Here is a 16,851-nt window from a genome sequence, read left to right as displayed (position 1 = left end):
GGCCCTCGTGCGGGAGCTGACCGGGATGATGGCCGAGGACGGCGCGGCCGCCCGGCTGGCGAACAGCCCCGACCTGGCCGATCAGGCGGCCTGGCGCCGGCTCACCGCCCGGCACGGCGACCGGCTCGCGGAGATCATGGCGGCGCACGGCTGGCCGACCGAACGCACCGTCGGCCCCGAGGCCGCCCGGGCGGCCTGGCTGGTGGCGCAGCACGCGGACCGGCAGCTCGACGTCCAGCGGCGGGCGGTGGCCCTGATGGGCGGGGCCGTCGCCAGGGGCGAGGCCAGCGCCCGCGACCTGGCCTTCCTCCAGGACCGGCTGGCGGTCAACGAGGGCCGGGAGCAGCGCTACGGGACGCAGATCGGCGCGGTGACGGACGGCCGCCCGGTGCCGTGGCCCTGCGAGGAGCCCGAGCGGCTGGACGAGCGGCGGGCCGAGGTGGGCATCGAGCCGTTCGACGAGTACACCGCGCGGTTCGCCCCGAAGTAACCGTCACGTCCGCCGGTCGGGATTGACTCTTGCGCGCGGCCGTCCGCGCCGCATTGACTGACCTCCGACCAGCACTGCTGGTCAAGGGTCGGCTGAGTGGACGAGAGGACGATCGGTGCGGCAGTACGCGCAGTACCCGGAGCACGGCGACCAGTACATCGACGGCGAGTGGCGGCCCTCCGGTGACACCGGATCGATCACCGTGCTGAACCCGGCGACCGAGCAGGTGCTGGCCACGGTGCCGGCCGGCGGTCCGGCCGACATCGACGCGGCGGTGACGGCGGCCCGCCGGGCGGCCCGGAGCTGGGGCTCCACCACCCGCGAGGAGCGGCTGGCCCTGCTGACCCGGCTGCGGGACGGGATCGCCGCCGCGCAGAACGAGATCACCGAGACTGTCGTCGCCGAGCTGGGCTCGCCGGTCGGCTTCGCCGGGGCCGTGCACGCCGGGCTGCCGCTCTCCGTGGCGACCTCCTACCTGACCCTCCTCGCCGAGCACCCCTTCGAGGAGCGGATCGGCAACTCGGTGGTGCACGCCGAGCCGGCCGGGGTGGTCGCGGCGATCACGCCCTGGAACTACCCGCTGCACCAGATCGTGGCCAAGGCCGTCCCGGCGCTGGCGGCCGGCTGCCCGGTGGTCCTCAAGCCGGCCGAGGACACCCCGCTGGTGGCCCGGCTGTTCGCCCGACTGGTGCACGAGGCCGGCTTCCCGGCGGGCACCTTCCACCTGGTGACCGGCACCGGCGCGGTGGCGGGCGCGGCGCTCGTCGGGCACCGGGAAGTGGACCTGGTCTCCTTCACCGGCTCCACAGCCGTCGGCCGGCAGATCGCCGAGACGGCCGGCCGGGGGCTGAAGCGGGTCTCCCTGGAACTGGGCGGCAAGTCCGCCAACGTGGTGCTGCCGGGTGCCGACCTGGCCCGCGCGGTCAAGGCCAACGTCGCCAACGTCTTCGCCAACTCGGGCCAGACCTGCAGCGCGCTGACCCGGCTGCTGGTGCACGAGGACCAGTACGACGAGGCGGTCGCCCGGGCCGAGGAGCTCGCCGCCCAGTACCGGCCGGGCGACCCGACCGACCCGCGGACCCGGATCGGCCCGCTGGTCAACGCCAAGCAGCTGGACCGGGTGCGCGGCTACATCGACGGCGCGCTGGCCGAGGGCGCCCGGCTCGTCGTCGGCGGCTCGGAGCCCGTCGCCGAGCTGCCCACCGGCTACTACGTCCGCCCGACCGTGCTCGCCGACGTGACCCCGGAGATGACGGTGGCCCAGGAGGAGGTCTTCGGCCCGGTCCTGGCGATACTCCGCTACCGCGACGAGGACCACGCCGCCGAACTCGCCAACGGCACCCCGTACGGCCTGGGCGGCGGCGTCTGGGCCCGCGACACCGACACCGCCGCCGCCTTCGCCCGCCGCCTCGACACCGGCCAGGTGGACCTCAACGGCGGCCGCTTCAACCCGCTCGCGCCCTTCGGCGGCTACAAGAACTCGGGCCTCGGCCGGGAGCTGGGCCGCCACGGGCTGGAGGAGTTCCTCCAGTACAAGTCCTTGCAGTACTGACGGCATCCCTGGCCATGGCGGTGCGCGGGCCGTTCGGTCCGCCACCTCCGGGCCAGCTCGCACCGACCGGCTCATCCGGGCCGGGAAGTGACGCACATCTCGGCGGATCGGCAATCCACTGGGCAGTGCGGAACCAAGATCGCGCGGAAACTGGGGCCACAGAGACCCGTACACCGAGGGAAGGCCCCGTCATGCGAGCGATCCGTCCCCTTGTCACCGGTCCGGCCGGCCCTCAGACTCCGCGCCGGATGGCGTCGTCCACCCAGGAGGTCATGGCAGAGCTGCAACGGAGCGACGCCAAGGCCACCGGCATCGGAGCCGCGGCCGTCGGCGGCATCACCATGGCGACCGCGCTGAGCAGCGCGCTGCCGCCGTTCTCCCCGCTGGCCAAGGCTACGCTCCTGGGCGTCCTCACCCTCCTGATCGGCTCGCTCGCCCTGTCCTTGGCAGCCGCCAGGCCCCAGCTCCGCCACGACGGCCACCGCGCTCTCTCCTACTTGGAATTCGCCGGTTTGACGCCGGAACAGTTGGTCGAATCGTTCTCGGAGCGGAATTCCGGTGATCTCGCAACGGCGCACGCACAACGCCTGGTGGAGCTTTCCCGGCTCGTCCTGCGGAAGTACCGCCTTCTCCGGCATGCGGTCGATCTGCTGTCCTGTGGGCTGGTGTTGGGCACACTGGCCGCCGGTCTGATGCTTGCGGCACACTGAGCGGATCATGGTGTCGGCCGGCAACTCGGTGATCCGCCGACCGTGAACCCGGCCACCGGAGGCGCCGCATGCAGGAGTCACACCGAGAGTTCCTGAGTGACGAGAATTGGATCCTCCTCCAGCGGCTGGCGCCGGTGCGCTACCGCGCGTCCCGCGCCACCCTGCTGCGGCAGGACGAACCCGCCACCTGTGTCGTGCTCCTGGAGACCGGCAGCGTGATGGTGACCGCCGACGGCCCTCGTGGCAGCGAGCAGCTGCTCGCGGTCCGCGGCAACGGCGAACTCCTCGGTGAGATGTCGGTGTTGGCGGAGGGAGTGCGCAGCGCGACCGTACGGACCCTTGAGCCCTGCCAGGTCCGCGTGATCCCGGCTGTGGACTTCACGGACTTCATCGAATCGCAGGGCCTGTTGCGACCGTTGCTCAGGCATTCCTACAGTCGGCTCCGCGAAGCCGACCGGACCAAGCTGGAACTCGCGACCGGATCCGTCGCGCTCCGGCTGTCCGGTCTTCTCATGCGGCTCTCCGGCCCGGCAACGCCCAACGGCCCGTCCCGGATCCGGCTGCCGCAGGAGGACCTCGCCAGGCTCATCGGTGCCTCACGCAACGCCGTCGGCAAGGTCCTGAAGGAGTGGAGCCGACACGGCTGGCTGACCACGGCTCCGAGCGGTGGTGTGACGGTAACCGACGTACGGGCGCTGTGTGCGCACGCCGCCGAGCAGTAGCACGCCGACGTCTCCTTGGAGTGGCGCAGGTCACTTCCGCTCTGCCCTCCGTTGGGCAGCACCGACCGCCCGGTCGGAGGCATGATCGCTGCCTGGCACACGGACCTCGGATTCGCCCCCGCACCAGGAGGACAGACAGGCATGCTCCCCGCCCCCGTTGACATGGACGACCTCCCACCCGACCTGGCCATCCTCGTGGTCGACATCGTCGGCTACAGCAAGGTGCCGGAGACCGCAATGCCCGGTATGCGGGCTGCGCTGGACAACGCCGTCGCCGAGACCTTCACCCACATCGGCCTGGCCGCGCTCTGGGCCGACGAGCGCCGGGGCAGCGACACAGGTGACGGCTGGATCAGGATCGTGCCCGCCGCGAAGGTCGTACGGCTGGTCGACCCGGGCATCGCGCTCCTGGAGGACGCTCTGCGCCGCCATGACCGGGCGCGACGCGCTCACGATCCGGTCCTGCGGACCCGGCTGAGCATCCACCTCGGCCCGCTCTCCCCCGATCACCGGGGCGACGCCATCAATGACGCCTGCCGCCTGGTGGACAGTGAGGAGGTCCGCGTCGCGGCCGACGTGGCCGCAGAGCACGAATCGTTCGTCGCGGCGATCCTCTCGGACGAGGTCTACCGACGAGCCGTCGCGGCCGCTCGCACGTACACGCTGGCCGAACGGGACTTCCTGGAGGTCTCGGCAGTCGTGCCGAAGAAGCAGTTCCGCCGCACCTCCTGGGTCCACGTGCCGCGACTCGCGCCCGTGACGATCAAGGCGTCCCTCGGCCGGGGGGAACCGCCCGTGGAGCCCGCACCGAGCCCCGCGCCCGGTCCACAGCTCACCTTCAACGGCAGCGTCGGCACGGCCATCGGAACAGTCGCGACGCTGAACATGGGGGGCGTCAACCTCGCATGACCAGGGACGACTTGGAGCGGATCCAGGCCTTCCTGCCCGCGCCGGTCCGCACTGCTCCGGCCGGTGCCACCAGGAAGCCCGTCACGCCGGAGCACACTGCGCCCTCGTTGACCTTCATGGCGGACGTCGGGGTCGCCATCGGCCAGGTCGACAGGATGTATCAGGAGATCCGACAGGACTTCCTGGAGGCCCGGAGGCTGGACCGCACCAAGCTGCTCGAGTCCCGGACGTTCGCCCTTCCCTCCGCTTGGAAGGCCGTCCGGGCCCAGCTGGCCGACGCCTTGGCGGACCCCGAGGTCCGGGTGATCATCATGGTGGCGCCGCGCGGCTACGGCTCGACCACCTTCGTCCACCATGTCCTGGCGCACCACACACCGTTCGAGACGAAGCTCGTCGAACTCGAACCGGACGGGCCGCGCCCGAAGGTGTCGAGGATCCGCCGGGAGCACGGGTGCGCCTACCAGTTGGACCTCAAGGACCCGCTCACCGACCACCCATCGACGGCGTTCCTCGACGACCTCGCTGCGAGCGTCCCGGAGCTGAAGCAGGTCAGCTCGACCTGGGTCCTCAACATCGCCGCGGATCTCTGGACCGAACAGCGAACCTGGCCCGTCGCCCCCGGGGTCCGGGTGGTAGAACTCCGTTCCCCGCCGGAGCCGTTCGCCGTCGCGGAACGCCATCTGACCGCAGCCGGCATGCCCTGGCTCGTGCCGTACCTCCGGTCGGACACCGCCCGGGTCCATCTGTCGTCCCTGCGCAACGCGGTGGAGGCCGTACGCGCCGCCGGCGCCGTGGCCGAACAGTGGCTGGAGTTCAAGCGCGACCACTCGGAGGAGGCCCGCTGGATCGAGGAAGGAAAGCTCGGCCGGCCCGATGAAGCGGGCGACAACGCGTGCCATCCCGAACTCCGCACGAGCGTCGAGAACGCCCTCGGTGACTGGCGCACCGAGTTGGACGGCGTCTTCGCACACGGCGGCGACACCGGCGGTGCGCTGTCCCTGCCCGACCGGTGCCTGCTGCTCTCCCTCGCCCTCCACCGGGTCGCGCCGGCCGCCAAGATCTCACGGGATGCCCGTGCCCTGGAGGACCTGATCGCCAAGAAGGACCGGACGCACGCTCCGACGAACCTCGGCCAGGTCTTCGCCGGGCGCGGACTTCGGCAGAGGCTCACCTCCCTCCATGCGACGGTGAGTTCCCAGGACATCGCCGCGCTCAGTCGCCCGGGCTACGCCCAGGCCGTCCTCACGTACGTCTGGGACAACTACGAGGACATGCGATCCGTCCTGTTGGAGTGGCTGATCTCGACCGCCCCGGCCGAGCGGGCCGAGGCGGACAAGAGCATCTCCGCGCTGACCACGCTGGCTGCCCGACACCAGGCGCCGACGGTTCTGACCGAGATCCGCGACACCGCCCACGAGTCCGGACGATCGGACATGTGCGCGGCCGTCATGACACGCGTGCTCAAAGACGCGGGGATGGAGCGGGCCGCGTGGGCCCGGCTCTACGACTGGGCCGACGACCGCCGCCTTGGGACGCAGTCCGTGGTTGTCGACGTGGCCGAGCACGTCCTGACCGCCGAAGACCCCGGGGGCAGGGACCACCGAAAGGCGATGACGCGGCTGCGTCGGGTTGCCTCGACCTCGAAGGACCAGTCCCTCCTCGCCGGTGTCCTGGCCGTCTTCCACCGTCTCGGCCACCGGGAGGAGGGACGGAACCTGCTGCTCTCCGAGGTGCTGCGCTGGCGCGAGAAGAAGGCCCGCCGATCCGGGAAGATCGCCTTGCTGGGGCTGATGGCGCAGTTCGACGGCCCGCGGCCCTGGCTGCTCGGCACGGCCAATGAGAAGGCCCGTACCGAGATCGACGAAGGTCTGCGGGACCTCCTGGCGGACCCGCAGTTCGAGCCACAGGCGGTCCCCGCCATCTGCGCGTGGTTCAAGGCCGCGGCAACCGACACCGCGGCGTACGCCGCCGTCCGGAACCGCGTCGTGCCCGCGCTGGGCGGGCAGTCGTCACGGGACGCCGGCATCGACCTGTTTCACCAGGTCGGCCGACTGCTCCTGCCCGATGGCACCCAGGTCGGCGACGACCTCTGGGCCTCGCTCGTCCGGCTACGGCGCTCCTGAAGCCCGCGTCACCGGCAAGGGAAGTGCGCGGAGGACCGCCAGCGGCCGACAACTTTCAGCGAACAGATGACAGATTTCGAAATCTGTCATCTGTTCGCCGTCTGCCGTCCGCCGTCAGACCAGGTCGACGCCCGGGTAGAGCGGGTACGGGGCGAGCAGGTCGGCGGCGCGCTTGGCGGTGGCGTCGCGGAGGGCGGCGTCCAGGCTGTAGGCGGCCTTGGACGGGGAGCCCTTGGCCGTGGTGGTGGGGGCGGTGGCGCTCAGGACGGTGTGGATCAGGTCGGCGATCTCGTCCATCTCCGCGGTGCCGAGGCCGCGGGTGGTGAGGGCCGGGGTGCCGAGGCGGACGCCCGAGGTGTACCAGGCGCCGTTCGGGTCCAGCGGGACGGAGTTGCGGTTGGTGACGATGCCCGAGTCGAGCAGGGCCGCCTCGGCCTGGCGGCCGGTCAGGCCGTAGCCGGAGACGTCGGCGAGGACCAGGTGGTTGTCGGTACCGCCGGTGACCAGCTTGCCGCCGCGGCGCAGCAGGCCCTCGGCGAGCGCCTGGGCGTTGGCGACGACGGCGCGGGCGTAGGCCTGGAACTCGGGGCGGCGGGCCTCGGCGAGGGCGACCGCCTTGGCGGCCATGACGTGCGAGAGCGGGCCGCCGAGCACCAGCGGGCAGCCGCGGTCGACGTGCTCGGCCAGTTCGGACTGGCACAGCACCATGCCGCCGCGCGGGCCGCGCAGGGACTTGTGGGTGGTGGTGGTGACGATGTGGGCGTGCGGGACCGGGTCGTGGTCGCCGGTCAGCACCTTGCCCGCGACCAGGCCGGCGAAGTGCGCCATGTCGACCATGAGGGTCGCACCGACCTCGTCCGCGATCTCGCGCATCCTGCGGAAGTTCACCAGGCGCGGGTAGGCGGAGTAGCCGGCGACGATGATCAGCGGGCGGAACTCGCGAGCGGTCTCGCGCAGCGCGTCGTAATCGATCAGGCCGGTGGCCGGGTCGGTGCCGTAGCTGCGCTGCTCGAACATCTTGCCCGAGATGTTGGGCCGGAAGCCGTGGGTGAGGTGGCCGCCGGTGTCCAGGGACATGCCGAGCATCCGCTGGTTGCCGAGCTCCTGGCGCAGCCGCGCCCAGTCCTCCTCGGTGAGGTCGTTGACGTTGCGCACCTCGGCGCGCTCCAGGGCCGGGCTCTCGACCCGCTGGGAGAGGACGGCCCAGAAGGCGGTGAGGTTGGCGTCGATGCCGGAGTGCGGCTGGACGTAGGCGTGGTCGGCGCCGAACAGCTCGCGGGCGTGCTCGGCGGCGATGCTCTCGACGGTGTCGACGTTGCGGCAGCCCGCGTAGAAGCGGCGGCCGACGGTGCCCTCGGCGTACTTGTCGCTGAGCCAGTTGCCCATGGTGAGCAGGACCGCCGGGGAGGCGTAGTTCTCGCTGGCGATCAGCTTGAGCGAGGCGCGCTGGTCCGCCAGCTCCTGGCCGATGGCGGCGGCGATCCGGGGTTCGACGCCGGCGACCACGTCGAGGGCGCTGCGGAAGGCGGTGTCGGCCGCGGCGGAGGCGGCGGTGTGGGGCTGCTGGGCCATGGCGGTCTCCTGGTGGGGATGCGGGGGCCCAGGCGCTCGGCAAGTTCACGTGAGGATTCACGGGGCCGCTTCCCGATGGTTGATTCCATCCCTACGCGCCAGTTGCGGCCCACCGGGATCGTACCAACACCGGAGGGACTGTGGCGGAGGTCTCAGAATGCGGAACGGGCAGTCCGCTATGTGCTGCTATGTCCGTTCTTTTGCAACGCCGATGTTTCGGCGAAATGAAGCCGCCACATATCCCGAAACAGTTCCGCAGGAATGACCCGAACGACCGCCGAAGGTGATTTGCAGAACCTCGGACGCATCCGATCCAATGGCGCTCGAGCGGCCACCGGGAAAACCCCGGGACGCCGTACCGGAAATGCACACCAGCGCACCCTCACCCATGGGGCGGCGGAGAATTCGGGGGTTACGCCTCATGGCAGCGGTCGACACCGTCCCAGGCACCACGGCCGGGCCCGCGCCCGCCGCCGACCCCGGCCTGCTCCGCCGGATCCTGCGCGACCGGGTCGGCGCCGCCGCCCTGGCGGTGGTGGTGCTGTTCCTGCTGCTCGCCCTCGGCGCCCCGCTGGTCGCCGCGCTGTACGGGAAGAACCCGGTCGACCACTACGGCCAGGACGTCCCGGGCCTGCTCAGCGACAGCGGACTGCCGATGCTGCCGAACGGCGGGATCTCCGGCGACTTCTGGTTCGGCCTGGAGCCCGGCCTCGGCCGGGACGTGTTCACCCAGCTGCTGTACGGCATCCGCACCTCGCTGCTGATCGCCTTCGCGGCCGCCGCGGTGACCACCACCCTGGGCGTGCTGGCCGGCGTCGCGGTCGGCTACCTGGGCGGGATCACGGACCGGCTGTTCGGATTCCTCGCGAATGTGCTGCTGGCCTTTCCCACGCTGCTCCTGCTGCTCGCGCTCAGCCCGGTGATCCAGTCCCGTTTGGTCGACCCGGGCACCGCGGAACCGGAGTGGATGCAGTTCCTGGTGCTGATCCTGGTTTTCTCGGCGTTCGGCTGGATTCCGCTCGCGCTTTCCCTGCGGGCCACCGTCCGCTCGCTCCGGGAAAGGGATTTCGTGCAGTCCGCACGGGCCCAGGGCGCCGGCCGGTTCCATGTCGTCGTCCACGAACTTCTGCCGAATGTGCGCTCGCAGCTGCTGGTGCACGCCACCATGGCGGTGCCGACCTTCGTGGCCTCGGAGGCCGCGCTGTCCTTCCTCGGTGTCGGCATCACCGAGCCGGTCCCGGACTGGGGGCGGATGATCGCGCGCGGCTCCGAGGTCTTCCGGGCCGACCCCACCTACATGGTGTTCCCCGGCGTGGCGCTGCTGCTGTTCGTCATCGCCTTCAACCTGCTCGGCGACGCCGTCCGGGACGCGCTGGACCCGCGCGCCCGCACTGCCCGCTGACCCCCTCGCCTCCTCCCTTCCATCAACCCGAGCCCGCCCCGGCACGATCCGCCGGGGCAAGGAGAGATTCGCCATGCGCTGGACCAGACCGTCCCTCGCCGTCATCGCCACCGCCCTGCTGGCGACCTCCTGCTCGGCCGGCGCGGGCAGCACCACCGGCTCCGGCGGCGCCGCCGGGGCCTCCGCCAAGGAGACCTCCCCGCTGACCGCCGTGCTCGGCAGCGAGCAGGAGAGCGCCGGCCCGGCCCCGGCCGTCCCGGGCGCCCGCGCGGGCGGCACGGTGAACGTGTACAACAGCGTGGAGTTCCGCCACCTCGACCCGCAGAAGGTCTACGCGGGCGCCACCTACAACGCCTCGCTGCTCTGGGGCCGCCAGCTGACCCAGTACCAGGTCGTGGACGGCAAGGCCAAGCTGGTCGGCGACCTGGCCACCGACACCGGCACCCCGGCCGACGGCGGCCGCACCTGGACGTACCGCCTCAAGCCGGGCGTCGCCTGGGAGGACGGGCAGCCGATCACCGCCCAGGACGTCAAGTACGGCATCGAGCGCACCTTCGGCAAGGGCTACGAGGTCGGCCCGCCGTACTGGCCGCAGTGGCTCACCGGCGAGGCCAGCTACGAGGCGGCGCGCACCAAGTACGCGGGCCCGCAGGCCGGCGACCTGGACGCGATCGAGACGCCGGACGAGCGCACGATCGTCTTCCGCTTCCCGCAGCCGCAGGCCGACGTCCCGTACATGGCCGCGCAGTCCTCCTCCTCCCCGGTGCGCCGGGACAAGGACACCGGGACGGACTACGACCGGCTGCCGTTCGCGACCGGGCCGTACCGGATCGTCGAGCACGTCCAGAACACCCGCATGGTGCTGGAGCGCAACCCGGCCTGGAAGCCCGAGACGGACCCGATCCGCAGCCAGTACCCGGAGAAGTTCGTCTTCACGTACGGCAAGGAGGCGCTCAACCTCAACCAGGAGATCCTCTCCGGACGGGACGGCGGCGCCAACGCCACCACCGCCTCCGACACCCTCTCCGCCGAGCTGTACCAGACCACCGACACCGACCCGAAGGCCAAGGAACTGGTGGTCTCCGGACGGCAGGGCGCCTTCGTCACTCAGCTGATGATCAACAACGAGCGGGTGCCCGACGTCGAGGTCCGCAAGGCGCTGCACCTGGCCTACCCGCGTCAGCAGGCCCGCCAGGTCCAGGGCGGCGCCCGGACCGGCGAGCTGGCCACCACGCTGAGCTCCCCCGCGCTGATCGACTACCAGAAGTACGACCTCTACCCGGCCAGGCCCGAGGGCGACCCGGAGGCCGCCAGGGCCGCGCTCGCCAAGGCCAAGCAGGCGCCCGGGAGCCTGACCTACGCGTACCGCAACACCCCGACCGGGCAGCGCGTCGCGCAGGTGCTGGTCGATGGCTTCGGCAAGGCCGGGATCACCGTCGTGCCCAAGCCGGTCGACCCCAAGGCCTTCCTGGACGAGGTGCACCGCACCGACTCCCCGTACGACTTGTTCGAGGAGACCAGCTCGGTCGACTGGCCGACCCCGTCCACCCTCGTCCCGTTCTCCTTCGACGGCCGGGCCGGCAGCGACATCAACTCCGCGCGCTACCGCAACCCGGAGGTCGACAAGGAGATCGACCGGATCAACCAGATCGGCGAACCCCGCGCCAAGGCCAAGGAGCTGTACGCGCTGGAGCAGACCGTGATGAAGGACCTGCCGGTGCTGCCGTTCGCCTACCCGACGGTCAACCAGCTGCGCGGCAGCAACGTCGGCGGGGCGTTCGTCCACCCGATCTACGGGACCGTCTCGCTGGCCTGGCTGTACCTGAAGTCCTGAGTGCCGGGGCCCGCTCCCGCTCCCGTTCCTGTTTCCCGGGTTCCACGGGTTCCACGAAATCCACGAAATCCACGGCGGAACGGGGGCGGGCCCCTTCCCCCTCCCCGCTCGCCCGCTCCCTCCCGCCCGCTTCCCGCTCAGCTGCTCGCCCTCCGCGCGCCTCCCCCGTCACGTCGACCCCGGATCGGCCATGCTCTCCTTCGTCCTGCGGCGGACCGCCCAGGCCCTCGCGGTCCTGGTCGCGGTGTCCGCCGCCGCCTTCGCCCTCTTCTACGCCGCGCCCGCCGACCCGGCCCGCGCCGCCTGCGGCCCGCGCTGCGACAGCGGGCAGGTCGCGGCGGTGCGCCAGAGCATGGGCCTGGACCAGCCGCTGCTCACCCAGTACACCGACTACCTGGTCGGCGTGGTCGCCGGGCGGGACATCGGCGACGTGGACGGCTCGACCATCCACTGCGACGCCCCCTGCCTCGGCTACTCCTACCGGCTGCACCAGCCCGTCACCGAGGCACTGGCCGACCACCTGCCCGTCACCCTCTCGCTGACCGCCGGGGCGCTCGCCGTCCTGCTGGTGTTCGGCCTCGGCACCGGGTTCGTCTCCGCGCTGCGGCACGGGCGGCGGACCGACCGGCTGCTCTCCGGCTTCACCCTGGTCGGCGCGAGCGTGCAGATCTACTTCCTCGGGTACGTCGCGCAGTGGCTGCTGGTGTACTCCACCGGGCTGCTGCCGCTGCCCTCCTACACCCCGCCGGCCGAGGACCCGGCCGCCTGGGCGGGCGGGATGCTGCTCCCCTGGTTCGTCCTCGGCTTCGTCAACTCGGCCGTGTTCGCCCGGCTTTCGCGCTCGCAGCTACTGGAGACGATGAACGAGGAGTACGTCCGCACGGCCCGTGGCAAGGGTCTGGGACGGCTGCGCGCCCACCTGAAGTACACCTCGCGCGGCGCCGCCGGGCCGCTGGTGCAGCTGATCGGCCTGGAGGCCGGGGTGCTGCTCGGCGGAGCAGTGATCACCGAGACGGTGTTCGGCCTGAACGGGGTCGGGCGGTTCGCCGCGGAGGCCGTCGCCGGCCAGGACCTGCCCGCCGTGGTCGGCGCGGTGCTGCTGGCCGCCTGCTTCATGGTGCTGTTCGTCGCGCTGGCCGACCTCGCGGTCGCCTGGCTCGATCCGCGTGTGCGGCTGAGCTGATGGGGAGTCCTTCGATGAAATCCACTGTTCCCGGGGACGGCGTGCGGCACGAAGGGGCGAAGGGCACCGCGGCGGGGAGCGACGAGCCGGTGCTGAGCGTCCGCGACCTGACCGTCGCCTTCGCCGACCCGCGCGGCGGCGCACCCGTGACCGCCGTCCGGAACCTCTCCTTCGACCTCGCGCCGGGTGAAGTCCTGGGCCTGGTCGGCGAGTCGGGCTCCGGCAAGTCGACCGTCGGGCTCGCCGTCCTCGGTCTGCTCGACCCGCGCACCACCACCGTCACCGGCTCGATCCGGCTGGACGGACAGGAGGTCGTCGGTGCCGAGGAGTCCGCGCTGCGCGGGGTGCGGGGCGGACGGGCCGCGCTGGTCTTCCAGGACGCGCTCACCGCGCTCAGCCCCTTCCACGGCGTGGGCGCCCAGCTCGCCGAGATGTACCGGCTGCACCACCCGGGCACGGGCCGCGCCGAGGCGGGCCGGCGGGCAGCCGAGATGCTCGACCGGGTCGGCATTCCGGCGGTCCGGAGCCGCGACTACCCGCACCAGTTCTCCGGCGGCATGCGCCAGCGGGTGATGATCGCGATGGCGCTGATGAACGACCCCCGGCTGATCATCGCGGACGAGCCGACCACCGCCCTGGACGCCCGCGTCCAGCGGCAGGTCCTCGACCTGCTCGGCGAGTTGCAGCGCGAGCACGGGACGGCGGTGCTGCTGGTCAGCCACGACCTGGGCGTGGTCGCCGGGACGACGGACCGCACGCTGGTCATGCGCGGCGGGGCCGGGATCGAGTCCGCTCCGACCGCCGAGCTGCTGGCCGCGCCGCGCGAGCCGTACACCCGGGCCCTGGTGGGCGCCGCGCTCCGGCTGGACTCGGTACCGGGCACCGCCCTGCCGACGGTCGACGAGCCGACACCCTCGCGGACGTTCCGGCCGCGGACCGTCGGGCGCCCCGAGCGCTGGCTGGTCGAGGTGGACGACCTGTCCGTGCACTTCCCGGGGCGCCGGCGCTTCCCCGGCCTGCGGGCCGAACCGGTCCGGGCGGTCGAGGGCGTCGGCCTGCGGATCGCCCCGGGCGAGACACTCGGGCTGGTCGGCGAGTCCGGCTCCGGGAAGTCCACCACCTCGCGGGTCCTGGCCGGACTGCAACGACCCACCGGCGGAAGGGTGCTGTACGACGGCCAGGACGTCACCCGGCCCGACCGGGAGCTCCGGAAGCGGCTCAGCCGCGAGATCCAGCTGGTCTTCCAGGACCCGTACGCCTCGCTCAACCCGCGCCGGACGATCGGCCGGACCCTGGACACCCCGCTGCGCCTGCACACCTCGCTCGGCCCGGCCGAACGGCGGGAGCGCTCCGTCGAACTGCTGGAGCAGGTCGGGCTGGAGGCCGGGCACCTGGACCGCTACCCGCACGAGTTCTCCGGCGGGCAGCGCCAGCGGATCGGCATCGCCCGGGCGCTGGCCCCGCAGCCGCGGCTGATCATCGCCGACGAGCCGGTCTCCGCGCTCGACGTGTCGGTGCAGGCCCAGGTGCTCAACCTGCTGATGGAGCTGCGCGAACGGCTCGGCGTGGCCTTCCTGTTCGTCTCCCACGACCTCGCGGTGGTGCGGCACTTCTGCGACCGGGTCGCGGTGATGCACCGGGGCCGGCTGGTCGAGTCCACCGACCGGGACCAGCTCTTCGAGGCGCCGCACACCGCGTACACGAGGGAGCTGCTGGCGGCGGTGCACTGAGACGGTCCGGGCTGCCGGGCCGTCCGCCGGGCGAGCGGCTCGACGGACGGCCCTGCGGACGGCTCGACGGACGGCCCTGCGGCCCGGCGGACGGCTCGGCGAGTGGCGTGGGAGTGAACGGGCAGGTCGTTCGCCGTTCGTTCGGCTGCGCCGGTCCGGCTCAAGACGCTAGCGTGCAGGCGATGTGACGTAGGAGACCCGAGCAAGGAATCACCAACCGAGGAGGCACATTTGTCGGACGACCTGCTCATCGCAAAGATCAACCACGGCTTCGATCACCTCGACGCCGACGGCGACGGCCTGCTCACCGAGCGGGACCACGTCCTGATGGGCCTCTCGGTGGCCCGCTCGCTCGGCCATCAGGAGGGTTCCGAGGCCGAGGCCGTGATAGTCCGCGCCTACCTGACGACCTGGCACGACCTGCACCTCGCCCGCCTGCCCGCCGGCACCGAGGCGATCACCCGTCAGCAGTTCGTCACCTCGACCGGCTCGCTCGCCGACGACCCCGAGGCCGCGCGCGAGATCCTCGGCGCACTCGCCGAGGCCTTCCTCGCCGTCGCCGACGCCGACCGCAGCGGGACGGTGGACGCCGGTGAGTTCTTCGTCTTCCAGCGCGGCCACTTCGCCGGCCTCTCCCGCGACGACGCCGACGAGGCCTTCCGCCACCTCGACACCGACGGCGACGGCGTGCTCTCCGCCGCCGAGTTCACCACCGCGATCATCGAGTTCTGGACCAGCCGCGACCCGGACGCGCCCGGCAACTGGTGGACGGGCAAGCCGCCGTACGCCTTCTGAGCCGTACCGCGGACGACCCGCCCCCGTGAGCCGGAAGCGCGAGGGCGGGCCGCCGTTGACGTCGTGGCCGCCGTGGACACCGTGAACGGCGTGGCCGTCGTCCGGGGCGGTGGTGGTGGGCCGGGCTCAGCTCCGAGCGGTCGGCTCCTTCGCCGGACGGGCCGGACTCCCGGCGCGCGACGAGCCGCCCGAACGCCGGCTGACGCTCACCACCAGGCAGACGCCCGCCACCACGATCGCGCCGCCCGCGAGGGTCGGGCCGGTCAGCGGTTCGGCGAGGATCAGCCAGCCCAGCAGCACCGCGACCACCGGGTTCACATAGGCGTAGGTGGCGACCAGGGTCAGCGGGGCCGACCGCAGCAGCCAGGCGTACGCGGTGAAGGCGAGCAGCGAGCCGAACATCACCAGGTAGGCGAGGGCCAGCCAGGACCGCCCGGAGACCGTTCCGAGGTCCAGCCCGTGCTGCTCACCACGGCCCAATCCGATCACCAGGTCGCCGACTCCGCCGACCAGCATCTGGTAGGCGCTCGCGGCCAGCACGTTGTCGGGCATCGGGATCTTCTTGGTCGCGAAGGAGCCGGTCGCCCAGAGCAGGGTGGCGGCGATGATCATGATCACGCCGGCCGGCTCGATCGACCCGCCGATCGCGGGCGCCGACAGGACGCCGAGGCCGACCAGTCCGAGCAGCACCCCGGCCAGCTCGGCGGGCCTCGGACGCTCGCCGCCGACCGCCGTGAGCACCACCATCCACAGCGGGACCGCGGCCACCAGCAGGGCGGCCAGCCCGGAGGGGACGGAGGTCTCGCCCAGGACCACCAGTCCGTTGCCGCCGGTCAGCAGCAGCAGGCCGACCAGGGCGGAAGAGGCCAGCTGCCGCTTGGTCACCTTCAGACCGGCCGGGCCCTGCCGCACGAGGAGGTAGCCGGTCAGCAGCAGGCCGGCGACGAGGAAGCGCGCGGCGGCGGAGAGGAAGGACGGCATCGTCTCCACGGCGATCCGGATCGCGAGGTACGTCGACCCCCAGACGACGTAGACCACGAGGAGGGCCAGCCAGACCGCGCCGCCGAGGCGGGGGCCGCGGGTGGGGGCCGCCTTGGCCCTCACGGCGGCGTCGGCGGCGACGGCCGCGTCGGCAGGGACGGCGGAGTCGGCGCGGACAGGGGCGTCGGCGGGGGCGGGAACGTCGGGAGCCACGCCGGGGGTCGGGCCGGGATCCGCGGCCGGTTGGGAGGGTGAAGCGGGCGATGTCATGGGTGTCCCCCTTGGACGGTGCTGGCCGAACATCCGACATGACAGCGCATGGACGGCCCGGTGCGCCAGTCCGTATCGGAACCCGGACCGCGGGACGTACGGTGGGCGATCCCCGACGAGGAGGTCGAACCCGTGCCCGCATCCGAGGAGTCCCTGCCGTTCTTCGTGTACGGCACCCTGCGCAGCGGCGGCCGCAATCACGCCGCCCACCTGGCCGGACGCTGCGCCGAGATCCGGCCGGCGGTCCTGGAGGGCGCCGCGCTGCACGAGGGCCCCGGCTTCCCGTACGCGGTGCCGGATCCGGCGCCCGGGCGCCGGATCCTGGGCGAGCTCGTCACCGTACGCCCGGGCGCGTACGCCGGAGCCCTGGCCGCCCTGGACCGGCTGGAGGACTGCCGGACGGACGGGACCGGGCTGTACGTGCGGCGGCGGATGGCGGTGCGGACGGCGGCGGGCGAGCTGCGGGAGGCCTGGGTCTACCTCGCCGGACCGAGGGCCGAGGCACGGCTGCGGGAGCGGCCGGCGCTGATCGAATCGGGGGACTGGGGAGCGACCGGGGGGAGGGTGGGATGACGGGT

General features: G+C 72.3%; 14 protein-coding genes and 1 riboswitch. Of the genes, 12 read left to right on the top strand and 2 right to left on the bottom strand.

All coding sequences use genetic code 11. The features are described from left to right. Positions 1-25: 25 nt before the first annotated feature. The 6 genes from ACFVVA_RS03450 (at position 26) to ACFVVA_RS03425 (ending at position 6,506) form a co-directional block, all read left to right on the top strand. Positions 26-490: a DUF6624 domain-containing protein gene (locus ACFVVA_RS03450; protein WP_387685361.1), complete on the top strand. Its 465-nt coding sequence runs from the start codon at positions 26-28 to the stop codon at positions 488-490. 115 nt (positions 491-605) lie between these two features. Next, entirely contained in the window at positions 606-2,042 is a 1,437-nt protein-coding gene (locus ACFVVA_RS03445) for an aldehyde dehydrogenase family protein (protein ID WP_387685237.1), read from the top strand. A gap of 272 nt (positions 2,043-2,314) precedes the next feature. After that, positions 2,315-2,752, top strand: a complete 438-nt coding sequence (locus tag ACFVVA_RS03440) for a Pycsar system effector family protein (protein WP_387685235.1) — start codon at positions 2,315-2,317, stop codon at positions 2,750-2,752. 68 nt (positions 2,753-2,820) lie between these two features. Further along, entirely contained in the window at positions 2,821-3,474 is a 654-nt protein-coding gene (locus ACFVVA_RS03435) for a Crp/Fnr family transcriptional regulator (RefSeq protein ID WP_387685233.1), read from the top strand. 141 nt (positions 3,475-3,615) lie between these two features. After that, positions 3,616-4,383, top strand: coding sequence for a hypothetical protein (locus ACFVVA_RS03430; protein ID WP_387685231.1), 768 nt, complete (start codon positions 3,616-3,618; stop codon positions 4,381-4,383). After that, positions 4,380-6,506, top strand: a complete 2,127-nt coding sequence (locus ACFVVA_RS03425; protein ID WP_387685229.1) for a hypothetical protein — start codon at positions 4,380-4,382, stop codon at positions 6,504-6,506. Before ACFVVA_RS03430 ends, ACFVVA_RS03425 begins: the two co-directional genes overlap by 4 nt. Positions 6,507-6,620: 114 nt before the next feature. Here the strand turns inward: ACFVVA_RS03425 and ACFVVA_RS03420 are convergent, their stop codons facing one another. Then, complete coding sequence (locus ACFVVA_RS03420; RefSeq protein WP_387685227.1) at positions 6,621-8,078, bottom strand: glycine hydroxymethyltransferase; 1,458 nt, start codon at positions 8,076-8,078, stop codon at positions 6,621-6,623. A 19-nt stretch (positions 8,079-8,097) separates the two neighbouring features. Next, a riboswitch (ZMP/ZTP riboswitch) is annotated at positions 8,098-8,194 on the bottom strand. Positions 8,195-8,499: 305 nt separating this feature from the next. Between ACFVVA_RS03420 and ACFVVA_RS03415 the strand changes: the two genes are divergently transcribed. From ACFVVA_RS03415 to ACFVVA_RS03395, 5 genes are all read left to right on the top strand, one after another. Then, positions 8,500-9,480, top strand: a complete 981-nt coding sequence (locus ACFVVA_RS03415) for an ABC transporter permease (protein WP_387685225.1) — start codon at positions 8,500-8,502, stop codon at positions 9,478-9,480. Positions 9,481-9,553: 73 nt separating this feature from the next. Continuing rightward, positions 9,554-11,314, top strand: a complete 1,761-nt coding sequence (locus ACFVVA_RS03410; RefSeq protein WP_387685223.1) for an ABC transporter substrate-binding protein — start codon at positions 9,554-9,556, stop codon at positions 11,312-11,314. A 190-nt stretch (positions 11,315-11,504) separates the two neighbouring features. Beyond that, the gene (locus ACFVVA_RS03405; RefSeq protein WP_359901642.1) at positions 11,505-12,497 is read left to right on the top strand and encodes an ABC transporter permease; all 993 of its coding nucleotides are present in this window, start codon (positions 11,505-11,507) and stop codon (positions 12,495-12,497) included. A 14-nt stretch (positions 12,498-12,511) separates the two neighbouring features. Further along, positions 12,512-14,227 carry a dipeptide ABC transporter ATP-binding protein gene (locus ACFVVA_RS03400; protein WP_387685221.1) on the top strand — a complete coding sequence of 572 codons (1,716 nt, stop codon included), beginning with the start codon at positions 12,512-12,514 and terminating at the stop codon, positions 14,225-14,227. Between the two features lie 231 nt (positions 14,228-14,458). Next, on the top strand, positions 14,459-15,022 hold the full coding sequence (locus ACFVVA_RS03395; protein WP_359901645.1) for an EF-hand domain-containing protein: 564 nt from the start codon (positions 14,459-14,461) through the stop codon (positions 15,020-15,022). Between the two features lie 126 nt (positions 15,023-15,148). On the opposite strand, the gene ACFVVA_RS03390 is transcribed toward ACFVVA_RS03395, so the two are convergent. Further along, a complete protein-coding gene (locus ACFVVA_RS03390; RefSeq protein ID WP_387685219.1) occupies positions 15,149-16,216 on the bottom strand; it encodes an EamA family transporter in 1,068 nt (355 codons plus the stop codon). 189 nt (positions 16,217-16,405) lie between these two features. On the opposite strand from ACFVVA_RS03390, the gene ACFVVA_RS03385 reads away from it, so the two are divergent. Next, the gene (locus tag ACFVVA_RS03385; RefSeq protein WP_387685217.1) at positions 16,406-16,846 is read left to right on the top strand and encodes a gamma-glutamylcyclotransferase family protein; all 441 of its coding nucleotides are present in this window, start codon (positions 16,406-16,408) and stop codon (positions 16,844-16,846) included. The last annotated feature ends 5 nt before the right edge of the window (positions 16,847-16,851 follow it).

It is taken from the genome of Kitasatospora sp. NPDC058048 (assembly GCF_042885555.1).
Taxonomy (GTDB): Bacteria; Actinomycetota; Actinomycetes; order Streptomycetales; family Streptomycetaceae; genus Kitasatospora; species Kitasatospora lactacystinica.
This window is presented reverse-complemented; position numbering and strand designations above follow the sequence as displayed.